This is a genomic window from Streptomyces sp. NPDC058145, assembly GCF_042884245.1.
GTDB lineage: Bacteria > Actinomycetota > Actinomycetes > Streptomycetales > Streptomycetaceae > Streptomyces.
The window spans coordinates 120,653-134,238 of the sequence record NZ_JBHVUH010000002.1 but is presented as its reverse complement, the minus strand read 5'-3'; the positions used below and the strand labels follow the sequence as shown (position 1 = coordinate 134,238).

Genomic DNA, 13,586 nt, shown 5'->3' with positions numbered 1-13,586 from the left:
GCAGAAACGAACGAGGAATCAGGGGACCGCCGTGGAAACAGTCACGGGAAGACGGCAAGCGCGATGGGGCGGGATGCGCCGCGCCGCGGTCGCTGTGCTGGCGGGGGCCGCGTTGTCCGGCGCCCTCCTGGCACCACCGGGTCACGACCCGGTGCCGGTGGCGGACACGCGGCCGGCGTTCCCGGCCGTCAACTACGCCGTGGCCGTCGACGAGTCCACGAGCCTCGCCGCCGCGGACATGAAGGCCGAGAAGGCGGCCGCCGCCCGGATCGCGCTCGGCGACGTCTCCTCCCAGTCCCATGTCACCGTCTTCGGCTTCGCCGCCGCCGAGTCCGACGGCCAGCGCGCGGTGGACCCGGTGTGCCCGCGGACCGCGCTGGACGCGGCGGGCCGCGACACCATCGGCGGCTGTGTCACCGAGCTGCGCACCCGGACCAAGCGCCAGGGCACCGGCACCGACTTCCCGAGCGCGATACGCCAGGGCGTCCACGACCTCACCGACGGCACCGACCCGTCCCAGCCCCGTGTGCTGTTCCTGCTCACCGACGGCTACATGGACGTCGGCGACAGCCCCAAGTACGGCGACCCCGCGCACCGCGACGACGAGGGCGACCGGCAGCTCGGTCTGGCGCTGAAGGAGGCCAGGGACGGGCACGTGCAGGTGTGGCCGCTCGGCTTCGGGGACCGGCCGCGCATGGACGAGCTGAAGCGGATGGCCGCCGGCGGCTACCAGAAGGGCTGCGTCGACCTGCCGTCCGCGACCCCCGAACCAAAGAAGGTCGAGCCGGCGGCCATCGGCACCACGCTCGAGGACATCTTCGCCGCCGCCCACTGTCTGCGGCACGAGCGCGGACCCGACCCGAAACGGCCGCCGTCCACCCAGGAGATCGCCATCTCCCCGCTGGCGACCGTGGGCAGCATCGTGGTCGACAAGGGCGACCCCGCGGTCGAGATCACGTACTACGACCCCAAGGGCAACAAGGTGCCCACGCACGGGAAGTACCGCAAGTCGTCCTTCGAACTGGCCGGCGGCAACGGTGTGGTGGAGGCGCTGAAGATCGTCGACCCGCTGCCCGGACCCTGGAAGGTGAAGGCCGAGGCACCCGAGGGACACCGCTCGCTGCCCGTCTCCGTCAGCGTGCTGTGGCAGGGCGAGCTGCGCGGCGCCATCACCATGGACCCGCCCTCCCCGCAGGCCGGGGACGAGGTCAAGGTGACCATGCGGCTGCAGACCCGCGAGGGCTACCAGATCAAGGACCCCCGCGACTACGACGGGCTGCGGGTGCGCAGCGCGCTCACCGGTGACGGATTCACTCCGCTGAAGCTGGACCTCACCGACGACGGCAAGGCGGCCGACCCCACGGCGAGCGACGGCTCCTTCACCGGCTCCGTGCGTGTCCCGAAGGACGCCGGCGGCGCCCTGAAGGTGAGCGCCACGCTGACCGCCGCCGGGCTCAGCGCCGACACCCGCAGCGAGACCGGCGAGGTCGCCCCCGGCCAACTGCCCGTCACCACCTCGCTCGACCTGCCCGCCGCCGACGTCCACCCGGGCGCCAGGATCAGCGGCACCCTGGCCGTGCACAACACCAGCGGCACCGCGCACACCCTCCGGCTCGCCGTGGCCGACCTCCGGCCCGGGCTGCTCTCCGTCAGCCCCGCGCGGATCACGCTCGCGCCCGGTGAGTCCGGCACCCGGAAGGTGACCGTCGAGGTCGCCCCCGCGGGCGTCTTCGGCGACCGTCTCGGCGACGACGGGCTCAAGCTCGCCGGCACCGTCACCGTCGCCGACACCACCGACCACGACCGGACCCTCGTACGGTCCCCGCTCTCGGTGCGGGTGACGCCCGAACCGGGTTTCTGGGACAAGTACAAGTGGGTGATCCTGGGCGCCGCCGCCCTGCTGGTGGTGCTGGTCCTGGTGGCCGTGGCCCGGGTGCGCCAGCGCCGGCGCGCCAGGGACCCGTACGGCCTGACCCTGCAGCTGGTCGCGGAGGACGGCAGCGTCCTCTCCGAGCACCAGGCCGGGCACGGCCAGAAGCAGTGGTACGAGTTCACCGTCGCCGAACCCCACCGCAGCCCCCGCATCGAACGGCGCCCCCACGGCCCGTACGCCGTCCAGCGCAATCCCAAGGGCGGCGGAGCGGTCTTGCGCAAGAAGGGAAGCGGCCGGACCCTGGTGCCCGTCCGCGGCCCGGTCCCGCTGACCGAGACGCTGCAACTGGCCCTCGGCGAGGACAAACGTCCCCCGAAGCCGAAGCGCCGCGGGCAGCCACCCCGCCCCCGCCCCGAGCCCGGCACCCCCGAGCCCGGCATCCCCGAGAGCGACACCCCCAGCGCCTACAGCTCCTACGAATGACGCCGGGGCGGCCGGGGAGCCCGATCGCTCCCCGGCCGCCCGGCACACCGCACCGCGGCCACCAGGCCGTACGCACCACGCAGAAGTTCCCAGCACGAACCCGCGGCCGCCCCGGCCGCGAGCGGGGAGGAAACCATGAAGATCTTCCAGCCGATGCTCTTCGTCGGCCTGGGCGGCACCGGGGGACTGGTCGGCGCCGAACTCGAACGCAGACTGCGCACCGAACTGTGCGGGCCGGACGGCATGGCGATGACCCGGCAGAGCGGCCAAGCCCCCTACCAACTGCCGGACTGCCTCCAGTTCGTGTACGCCGACTACAGCGAGACCGACCTGCAACGGCTCCCGCAGTTCAACGTGGACCCGTCGCTCAGGGCCGCGTACTCCCGCACCTCCCGCGCCACGCACAACCTGCTGCCGAACTTCGACAGTTCACCGGAAGTCACCAAGATGCTCCGGGCCAGCCTGCGCGAGGAGGTGGCCGGCTGGCTCCCGCCCGTCATCGGCGAGCCCGAGGTCACCCCGCTGCACAACGGCGCGGGCCAGCTCCCCACCGTCGGCCGCGCCGCCCTGTTCGCGACGCTCCGCCACGGTCTGAACCCCGTACTGGAGCCCCTGCTGCAGGCGATCGACGCCATCGCCAAGTCGGCGGGCCAACTCAGCGAGCTGGGCGGCGGCAGGGTCAGCGGCTGCGACGTGTTCGTCGCCTTCTCGGTGGCCGGCGGCACCGGCGCCGGCATCTTCCTGGACTACCTGCACCTCATCAACTACGCCTTCCAGGTACGGCGGTTCGACGGCGTCAAGATCTACCCGCTGGTGGTGATGCCGTCGTCGTTCTCCGCCGCCACCGGCGGCGGACGCGAGGCGGAACTCAACGCGGCCCGGTCGTTGGTGGACCTGTTCCGGCTGGTGGACCGGCAGAACGCGCCGACCGAGGGCGCCGAGATCGGCGACCTCGACCACGACGCCGGCTTCGCCATCCGCTACCCGGGCACCACCCCCGTGCGGCTGCGCACCGGAATCCTCCCCACGGCGTTCCTGTTCAGCCCCACCGCCGGCATCCGCGCCGACGACCTGCGCCGTTCCATCGTCTCCCTGGTGATGTCGCTGATCGGCACCGAGCTGGGCGACGGCCGCTCCCGGGGCCGCAAGACGGCCGCCGACGACGACTACCAGACGTTCTCCGCGAGCTTCATCAACCGTGGTGTCGCCCGCAGTTCGCTGTCGCCGACCGGCATCGGCCGGCAGGGCGTCTCCACCAGCCTGGTCGCCTCCATGACCGCGCCCATGGACCAGCTGGCCGACCTGGTCGCCGGCCGGATGCTGCGGGAGGCGGTCACCGAGCTGGTGGAGCGGCCGCGGGCCGCCCTGCGCGGCGACAACGGGGTGCTGATGATCCGGCAGCTCTTCGCCGACTCCCACCTGGAAGAGCTGTGGGAGCGGCGGCAGTTGCCGGTGCCCGAACCCGATCCGCTGCCGCGGGGCGGCAAGAACGTGGAGCAGGCGCTGGGCGAGCGCATCGGCGACATGCAGCGGCAGCTCGCCGCCCTGCGCGCGGACGCCGAGCACCAGGCCGCCGTCATGGCCGACCGGTTCGCCCCGCGCCCCGCCATCGACAAGCTGCTGCAGAGCGCCGACCCCTTCCTCGCCGAACGCGTCGTGCGCGGCATACCCGACAGTGATCACGGGATCGTCCGGCTCGGCTTCCTCGGCATGCTGGACAGCCGTGCCCGCGCCCCGCAGCGCCCGGCGGGGGTCACCGAGCAGCCGCCCAAGATTCCCCGGATCAAGGGACAGTTGGCCGGCATGGCGCCGGCCCGCTGGGGGGACGAGGCCGTCCAGGCCGCCATCCGGGAGCAGGACGCCTGGTACGAGTGGCGCTGCAGACTGATCTGGCACGAGGCCTGGCGCGATCAGCAGCAGGTCTGGCAGCCCCACGCGGACGCGGCCGGAGCCGACCTGGACCGCCTGGTGCGGGCCTTCCGCAGCCACGGCGACCAGGAGCGCAAGGCCTCCGAGCAGAAGGGCCACGAGCTGTACGAGGACCGGACCGGCATCTCCTACCTGCTGCCGCCGCAGCGCACCATCAACCACTTCTACGAGGACGTGGTCGCCCGGCTGATCCGGCGCGAGGGCCTGCGGGAGACCGACTACGAGGCGGCACTGCTGCTCAAGCTGGTCGACGGCGACACCTGGCGCCGCGTCCACACCCGCAGCCGCCGAAACCCGGACGGCGCCGTCGCCCAGGTCAAGGGACAGCTCGAGGCCCGCATCACGCGGCTGTTCGCCGAGAGCGGCACCCATCTGGAGGAGCGGCCGCTGCTGCCGGCCATGGGAACCCTGCTGTCCGCCGCGGCGGGCGACCAGGAGGCCACCGACCAGGTCAGCAAGGAGGCGCTCGACCTGTTCGGACGCAAGCTCGCCGGGCTGCTGCCCGTCGGCTTCACCCCGGAGGGCACCGGACCGCTGCGGGTCCTGGTCACCCACCCCCGGGTGCAGGCCGTGGAGGAGGTGCAGGAGTACCTCGGCAAGACGCTGCGGCTGCCCTCGGACGCGAAGAACCACGTGGAGTACCGGGCGGTGGAGAGCGACTCGATCACCGTGGTCCTCTTCCGCAGCGAGATGAGCCTCACCCAGGTGCCCGAGGCCCGCAAGGTGCTGCGCCAGTGGGCCCGGGCGAAGGAGTCCGAGCAGGCCCAGGACGTACTGCGCTGGCGTCAGCGCCTCGGCCATCGCGACAGCTGGATGGTCAGCAGCGAGGAGGACCGGCGCACCATCCTGCACCGGCTGCTGTGCTGCATGTGGAACGGCCAGGTGGACGTGGTGGAGGGCGACCCGGCCTCCCCGGAACGGGTCAGGCTCCGGCTGTTCCCCGAGGCCGGCCCGAACGTGCCCGGCGTCCGGCTGCGCCTCGGCGACTTCCCCGGCGGGGTGTCGAGCTGGGCGGAGCTGCTGCGGTCGTACGAACGCTGGACGGTCCTCGACGACGAGCGGACCGTCGAGGACTACTGCCGTAAGCTCATGGGCGCGCAGCCGCTGGGCCTCGCCCGGACCGGCAGCGAACCGCATCCGCTCTTCGTCGACCTGGTCGAGAAGATCGCCCCGCGCCAGCTCGAGCTGCTGGCCGACCGCCGGGAGCGCGGCGGCGAGCGGGTCGAGGGCTGGGTGCGGCCGCTGTGGGAGTTCTGGGCGGAGACCCTGCCGGCCGCGCTGGACAAGGAGTTCGGCGACCAGCGCGCCGTCCAGCCGACCCTGCGCACTCTGCTGGAACACGTGCGCGGCGGCGCACCGGGGCGGCCCCGGGGCCGCGCGGACGTTCCCGGGCCCCGGCGCGCGGCCACCGATGACGACGACTGGGGCACCGCCCCCGTCTCCTCCTACGACACCCACCGGGGAGCGGCCGACCGGGAGGACCCGGACGGCGGCGACGCCGCCCGCCCGCGCGGCTACGACCGGCCGCTCGGGGAGGAACGCCCGTACGCGGAGGAACGCCGGTACGCCCGCGAGGGGTCGTACGGCGACGAGCGGCGGCGCACCGAGGACCGCGGCTCCCGGTTGCGCAAGGACGACGACGAGGGCTGGGGCGACCCGGAGAGCGCCCGCCGGCGCGGCTACGAGCGGGCGTACGGCGAGGACCGCGGCGGCCGGCGCGGCACGGACGACGACGAGGGCCGGGAGCCCTGGGGCGAACGGGAAGGCCGCCGCGAGGACCGTTCCCCCGCCGGGAGCGGCGCGGAGGAACGGCCCCGCCGCGAGGACGTGCCTACGGCGCCCTGGGACGACTCCGCGGGGCCGGGAACGTACGGCAGCGGCGACGAGCGCGACCGGTCCCGCCGCACCCCCTGGGACGGTGACGCGCAGTGAGCCCCACTCAGGACTTCGGAGCCGTCGTCCACCTGGACCTGCGCGCGGGAGCGGCGGAGCTGGACAGCGCCCCGGCCCTGCGCACCCGGGTGGCCCGGCAACTGGGCCGCGCCGGACTGCCGGAACCCGACGACCCGCTCTTCCTGGTGGTCGACACCCCGGCCGGGCTGACCGACCACCAGCTCCAGTACGAACTGCTCACCGGCTACCGGGCGGTGGGCGAGGTCAGGCTCCTGGTGCTGCTGGTCGGCAGCGCGCCGGGCTCGTACGCCGGCGAGGACGAGGCGTTCCAGCCGGACCGCAGGCTGGTGCGGCCCGCCGTGCTGCGCACCTCGGGCACCGGGCTGCTGTGGGCCGGTGATCTGCGCTCGGCGCACACCGCGCTGGAACAGCCCGCCGCCGACGACCCGGACGCGCTGGCGGTCCTGGTCGACGTGCTGTCGGTGCCCGACCTCTACCGGGGGGTGCTACGGGCGATCGGGTCGCTGCCCGAGGCCGTCGCCGCGCCCGGGGTGCGGCTGCTGGAGCAGGACCTGCCACCGGAGGTGCGCGACCGGGCCTGGCGCGACGCGCTCACCCGGTTCGCGGGCGAGGACACCGAACTCGCGCCGGACGTACTGCTGACCGCCTCCTCCAGAGCGGATCTGCCGGAGCCGCTGCGCCGGCTGGTGGCGGCCCGCGGCGGCCGGGACCAGCGGCACCGGGAGCCCGGCGGGGTGGCCGACCAAGCCCACCGCGCCTGCGCGGAGGCCCTCGACCAGGCCGAGGAGTCGCTGGCCGGGCTGCGGAGTCTGCCCGGGCTGCTGCGGCCCGGCCGCCGGGACGTGTTCGACGCGGACGTCGACCAGGCGCGCCAGGCGCTGGACGAGTACCGGGACCTCGTCGGCACCGCCCTGCGCGGCGGCGGCGCGACCGCGTCCCCCGCCGAGTCGGCGGCCCGGCTCACGGCCCTCGGCCTGCGGGTGCCGTCCGCCGAGGGCATCGGGGAGCGGATCGGCGAGGGCCTGAGGGAGTTCGCCGGGAAACTGCTCGGCCAGGCGCTGCCCATGCGGTCGGTGGCCCAGCGGTTCACCGGACTGGCGGGGCGGGTGGAGCCGGTACCCGGTTCGGCGCTGCTGCCGAAGCTGGCCGCCCTCCCCGGCGCTCGTGGCGACACGCGCGCGGGCGCCGCGGGAACCGGCACCGGCACCGGTGCCGGGGCGCGGCGGTCCGGGACGGCGGACGGCACGGCGGTGCCCGGCCTTCTGGTCGCCACTCCGCCAGCGGCCGTCGCGGGCCTGTTCGGCGCGCTGTGGCGGGGGCCGTTCCTCCCGCTGGCGCTCCTCGTCCCCCTGCTGTTCGTCGGCATGGCGGAACTCGGGGCGGCCCGGCTGCGCGGTGCCGGACGCCCCGGCCGCTGGGCCGTCGCCCCACGCGTCGCGGCGTTCGCGGGCGCCGGGGCGGGGGTGGCCGTGGCGTACGCGGCCGGGCCCCCGCCCCTGCTGGGCGGGGTCGCTCTCGTGGCCGGCTTCGGCGTCGCCGTGGAGACGGTCCGCCGGCTGTGGCGCGCGGCGGCCGCCGCCTGGGCGCCGGGTCGCACGACGGCCGAGCTGCGGCACACCCTGGGCCGGCTCGACGCCCTGCTGGCCGAGGCGGTCGGCGAGCACTGGGCCGTCGAGGAGCGCCTGTACTGCGCCGACGCGGCCCGGTCCGTCGCCGGCATGCTGCGCGCGACGGCCGCCGCCGCCGAGGCCGAGGCGGTACCCGAGGCCGAGCGTTTCGAGGCGCCCGGTGCCTTCACGGCGGACGCCGGCCCGCCCGCCGAGGACGACTGGCTCACCGGCCCCTCCGCCCTGGAGACGGACGACGCCGGTCCCGACGACGCGGAGGGCGACTGGGCCAGCGTGTACGCCTGGCAGGACGGCCCGGCCTGGCAGGACGGGCCAGCGTGGGAGGAGCCCGCCGGGAACGAAGGGCACGGCAAGGGGCCGAAGGAGAGCCGGGGGAGGACCGCCGGCGCGTCCCGGGGGCACCGCGCCAAGGGGGTTCCCCGCTGGCTCGAGCGGGACAGCGGGGAGGGCGGACCCGAGCTGGTCGCCACGCTGGCCGCCGATCTGACGGACGCCGCCCTGGAGGCGATGAAGCCGTACTGGGGTGCCGTCGAACGCGGCCAGGCCGGCGCCCTCGCCGTGCGGCGCACCGAGGAGCGGGTCCGCGAAGTGCTGTCGACGGCCCGCCGCCACCTCCAGCACAACGGGGTCCTGGCCGCACCGCCGTTCGCCGCCGCCCGCCGGGTCCGCGCCACCTCGGCGAACCTGCTCGGCACCGACCCGCACCGGCCGGCCGAACTGGTCGGCGCGGAGACCGACCGGCAGTCCGTGGTGCAACTGTCCTCGCCCGAACAGGGCACGCTGCTCAGCCGCGACCCGGCGGCCGCCGTGTGGCTCAGGTTCGCGCCGCTGGCCGTGCGCGACGAGGTGGACAAGGCGTGGCGGTCCAGCGGTTCGGTCCAGCCGGAGGACGTCCTGTGGACCTCCTCGGGACGGTACGCCGGCCTGGTGCGGCTCACCCCACTGCGGATGGGCGTGGTGGACACCGTCCGGCCCCGCTACGGCGCCGGCCCCGACGACGGCACGGACCCGTACGGCCGCAGAACCCCGGACGAGCCGAGGAACCCGTACGACCGCCCGCGCTCTTCGGACCGGCAGGACTCCTACGACCGGCAGGAGTCCCACGACCGGACGGACTCCCACGACCGGACGGACGCGTACGACCGGACGGACGCGTACGGGACGGATTCCTACGCGTACGACCCGCCGTCCTCGACGTACGAGCAGGCGAGCCCGTACGAGCAGGCGCCCCCCTACGACCGTCCCGACCCGGACGACCGAGGGGACGGCGACCGCTGGTGACCCGCACCCCGCACCCCGGCCGCATGCCCGTGCACGGGTACGGCCCGGTGCACGCGCACGAAGGAGAGGACCGCCGGTGACCAGCTCGCCCCCGGACAAGCTCGCGTTCACCCTGCCCTCGGGCCGGCGCCGCGTCACCCCGGCCCGCTTCGGGCCCGAGTCCCGCCGCGACCGGCTGCTGCCCCAGCTCATCCGCAACTGCGTGCTCGACGACGAGGGACAGCAGTGCCTGCAGGTGCGCCTGGGCACCGCCGAGGCGGCCAACCCGGCGGCGCGCGCCCTGCTGGACACCGAAGCGGGCACCGCACTGCACCTGCACCGCGTGCTCGACGACACGGAGTACGCGGCGCTCTTCCCGCGGATCATCGGCTACGAACCGGACGCCGCCGAGCCGTTCCTGCTGTACGCGGCACCCCGGGGCGCCCCCGCCGCGCGCACCCACGTGATGGCCGCGACCGACCAGCAGCGCCTCACCCGGGACCTGATGCTCGCCCTGTGCCTGCTGGCCGACCAGGACCTGGTGCCGCGTGGCGTCTCGCCCGCCACCGTGCTCTGGGACGGCGCCCGGGTCCAGCTCTGGGGACTGGAGGCGACGACCCGGACCGGACGGCCCCGGGCCCCGTGGGGACGGCCGCCCTACTGCTCGCCCGAACAGCGCCGGGGCGAAGGGCTCACCGACCCGCGGGACGCGGTGTGGAGCGCGGCCCAGGTGCTCTACCGGCTGGTGACCGGACGGCCCGGACCCGCCGACCGGGCCCCCGCCGACCTCGGCGAACACCGGGCGCTCGACCGGACGTTGCGGCAGGCCTTCGCCCCGCGCGCCGCCGACCGGCCCACCCCCGCCCAGTTGCTCGAACTCCTCGCGCCCGGAGCCGCCCGCCGGGTCGGGCTCACCCTGCCCGCCGACGAGGAGCGCCCGCACCGGGAGGCCTTCGAGGAGGCCCTGCGGGTCAAACGGCAGGCACCGGTTGCCCGTACCGAGGACGGCACCGGGGCGCCGGCGGGCCCGGGCAACGGCGAAGTGCTGTGTCCCTACTGCCTGGAGGCCATCCAGCTCGACCTCGGCAAGCTGTTCGTCACCGACAGCAGGATGCAGTACAAACCGCTGGACCTGGCCGGCATCAACAACCCGGTGCGGCGGAACGACATCATGCGCGGTGCCGTCCAGAAGTGCACGGCCGACCCGGACTTCCCCGAGCACTTCATCCCGGTGCCCTACCTGACGTACGGCCGCCCGCTGACCGTCGCGATGGTCGGCCAGTCCTCCACCGGCAAGAGCCATCTGCTGACCCAGATGATCGCGGCCGTCACCGACGGCGGCCTCGAGCCGTTCGGCCTCAAGTGGCAGTCCGTCAACCCCGAACAGCACGCCCGGTTCGTACGGGAGCGGGTGCAGCCGCTGCGCAGCGGCCGGGTCCTGGACCACACGGCCGCCCTGGGCCTGGACGACTTCGCCCGCTTCGTGGAGTCGCTGCTGATCACCGACGTGCGCGGCCAGGTGCGTCCGGTCGCCTTCTTCGATCTCGGCGGCGAGGACCTCGTACGTACCGACGCGGCGCTGCGGTTCCTGCTCGGGGTCGACGCCCTGATCTTCGTGGTCGACCCGGCGCTGGCCCTGCCGCTGCCCCAGCTCGACCACGTAAGGGAGCGCCTGGACGTCGAGGTGAACCGGGACGGCGACCTCGCCTTCGGTACCGTCCTGGACCGGCTGCCGAAGAACGGGCCGTACCTGGACGTGCCGGCCGCGATGGTGCTCGGCAAGGCGGACCTGCTCAGGTTCCAGCCGCCCGTCGACCGCTGGCTGGCCCGGCCGCCCACCACCTCGCTCGACCCCGCGCCGATCCGCGAGGAGAGCCGGGACGTGTACGGGCTGCTGCGCCGGCACGCCGGCCAGGCCTGGCTGCGCCCCTTCGACGCGATGCGCCGGTGCACCCTGCACATCGCGTCCGCCACCGGGGGACAGGAGGCCCACGGCCGCTATCCGGCGGGCGCCGGGCCCCGGCGGGTGCTGGAGCCGCTGCTGGCGCTGCTGGCGATGCACGGCCTGATCGACGTACCGGGCGGCGCCGAGGCGCTGGCGGTGGGAGAGGCGCCCGTACTCGAGACGGTGCCGTGGGAGGAAGCGCAGAGAGCCGGGCGATCCGGGGGATCCTCCGGGGGAGGGGAACATCAGTGAACGGCTTCCAGGACCGGGGCACGGTGCACCAGGTCGTCTTCCGCTGGGACGGCAACCACGGCCGTCAGGGCACCGGCATGAGCGCCGTCGCCCACTCCTGCTCGCCCGAACGGGCCGAGCGACTGGGCCAGGAACTCGGCCGGTTGCTCTGGGTGTCCGGCGCGGCGGCGGCACGGCCGAGCGTGGTGCGCACCCTGTCCCGCGACGGCGACGTCATGCTCGTCCAGCGCTGGCCCACCACCGACCGGGGCGGCCGGCCGTCCACGGTCAGCCATGTCCTCTTCGGTGATCCCCGGGACCTGATGACACGCCAGTGCCTGGGCCTGGCGTACCGGGGCTGGAGCTCCCAGGAGAAGGCCGAGCAGGCGAGGGGGCAGCAGTCGGTGATCGTCTGCGCGGACCTCGACGAGCTGGCGCTCAGACGGCTGCCCGGCATGCTGGACGCGCTGCCCGGCGTCCAGCACGCGCTGATCCTGGCCACCGCCGAGCTGCTCCGCGATCCGGACCAGCGGGTGTCCCTGCTCCTGGAGGACCAGCCACCGCGCGACTGGCCGGACGCGGACCGGGTGCCGCTGGTCTACCTCGGGCTGTTCCTGATCTTCCACTCCTGGCTGCGTCAGGAGTGGACGTTCGCCACCTACGACACCGTGGACACCCACCCACTGCGGCTGATGGCCGTCCCGCGCTGGGAACCGGACACGGGCGGGTCCGGCCCACTGGCCCGGATCATGGGCCGCCGGCCGTCCCAGCCCGGCCTCGAACACCGGGCCGCCTCCCGGCTGGTGAAGCACCTGCTCGCCAACCCGGACGCGCCCGCCGGTGTGCCGCAGCTGGTCGAAGACCTCGCCGACGGCGCGGCCCTGGACTGGGAACGACGGCGCGCCCGGCTTCGGGACATCCTCGGCACCGACCGCCCGGCAGCCCGCACCCGGCACCAGCCCGAGCCCGTACCGGTACGCGATCCCGAGCCCGATCGGGTACGCGAACCCGACCCGGTACGCGAACCACTGTCACGTGAACCGGCACCGTCACGTGAACCGGCACCGTCACGTGAACCGGCACCGTCACGTGAACTGGGCCCACCACGTGAACCGGGCCCACCACGCGAACCCGCACCACTGCGCGAACCCGCACCACCACGTGAACCCGCACCACCACGTGAACCCGCACCACCACGTGAACCCGCACCACCACGTGAACCCGCACCACTGCGTGAACCCGCACCACTGCGTGAACCCGCACCACTGCGTGAACCCGCACCACTGCGCGGGCCCGAGCCCCGTGCGGTCCGCCCTCCCGAGCCTTCACCCCGGTCCGTACGCGCCCCCGAACCGGTCTCCCCGCCCCGGCCCGTACACGCCCCCGACCCCGCACCCGTGGCCGAGTTCCTGCACACGCCCGAACCGGATCCCGCTCCCAGTCCCGGCCCCGGCGCCTCGACCGAGTACGGGACCGGCGGGCACCCGGTGCTGTCGCTGCCCGACGGTTTCGCCACCGCCCCGGCAGCCGCCGCCGCGGCCACTGCGGGCGCCCCGGACACCGGGGCCCTCCACCGCGAGCTGTGCGGGCACCGGCGCGGGGACGCCATGGGGCACCGGATTCTGGTGGCGGAACTCGGCAGGCAGTCCGACGAGGTCCTGCTGGACGAACTCCGCTCCGGCCAACTCTCGCAGGACGCGATCGACCTGGTGCTCGACGAGCTCGGCCGACCGGCCCGCCTCCAGGTGCGCCGCCTGGAGACACGGCACGCGCTCTGCGCCGAAGTGCTGAAGCAGAATCTTTACTTCGCGCCGCGGTCGCCCGGCACCGAGCCCACGCTGTCGAGGACCGCGACGGCCGAGCGGGCGGCCCGGGTCTTCCAGTGGGCCGTGGCGCCGCTGGCCCGGGACGAACGCTATCTGCGCGACCTGCGGGAGTTGTTCTACGGCATGAGCCGGGACCGTCACGCCACCACGGGCAACTGGCTCTGGCAGACCTTCGTCGAACCGGAGAACGGACAGGTCCCCGACCTGCCGCCGGTTCTGTGGAGCCAGCTCCTGCGGGACGCGTTCCGGGGCGGCGCGGTGTCCGCCGTCCCGCCGCCACCGCCCATGGCCCAGACGCCCACCGCCCAGCCGGTCCACCGGACGCCTTCGGCGCCCCCGGACTTCCCCGAGTCACCGGGGGGCACCGGGCCCCCGTCCTCCGCCCGGGCCCGGTTCGGTGAGCTGACGAACAATCCGGGCTGCGTGATCGGAGGCTTCGTCGGCCTGCTCGCCGTCATGATCGCGATCGTGCTGATCCTGGTCTGAGGGGCCCGAGC

The 13,586-nt window shown here is 74.6% G+C and carries 5 protein-coding genes; all 5 read left to right on the top strand.

All coding sequences use genetic code 11. The annotated features are described in order from the left end of the window. The first annotated feature begins 73 nt into the window (after nt 1-73). The 5 genes from ACFVVO_RS04755 to ACFVVO_RS04735 all read left to right on the top strand — a co-directional run bounded on the left by ACFVVO_RS04755 (nt 74) and on the right by ACFVVO_RS04735 (nt 13,575). Complete coding sequence (locus ACFVVO_RS04755; RefSeq protein ID WP_390051758.1) at nt 74-2,356, top strand: VWA domain-containing protein; 2,283 nt, start codon at nt 74-76, stop codon at nt 2,354-2,356. Between the two features lie 135 nt (nt 2,357-2,491). Beyond that, complete coding sequence (locus ACFVVO_RS04750) at nt 2,492-6,217, top strand: tubulin-like doman-containing protein (protein ID WP_390051756.1); 3,726 nt, start codon at nt 2,492-2,494, stop codon at nt 6,215-6,217. After that, nucleotides 6,214-9,108 (top strand): hypothetical protein, encoded by a 2,895-nt coding sequence (locus ACFVVO_RS04745; RefSeq protein ID WP_390051754.1) that lies wholly within the window; start codon nt 6,214-6,216, stop codon nt 9,106-9,108. The genes ACFVVO_RS04750 and ACFVVO_RS04745 overlap by 4 nt, the downstream gene beginning before the upstream one ends. A 76-nt stretch (nt 9,109-9,184) precedes the next feature. Beyond that, nucleotides 9,185-11,284 carry a hypothetical protein gene (locus ACFVVO_RS04740; RefSeq protein WP_390051752.1) on the top strand — a complete coding sequence of 700 codons (2,100 nt, stop codon included), beginning with the start codon at nt 9,185-9,187 and terminating at the stop codon, nt 11,282-11,284. Next, nucleotides 11,281-13,575, top strand: coding sequence for a hypothetical protein (locus ACFVVO_RS04735; RefSeq protein WP_390051750.1), 2,295 nt, complete (start codon nt 11,281-11,283; stop codon nt 13,573-13,575). Before ACFVVO_RS04740 ends, ACFVVO_RS04735 begins: the two co-directional genes overlap by 4 nt. Nucleotides 13,576-13,586: the final 11 nt, after the last annotated feature.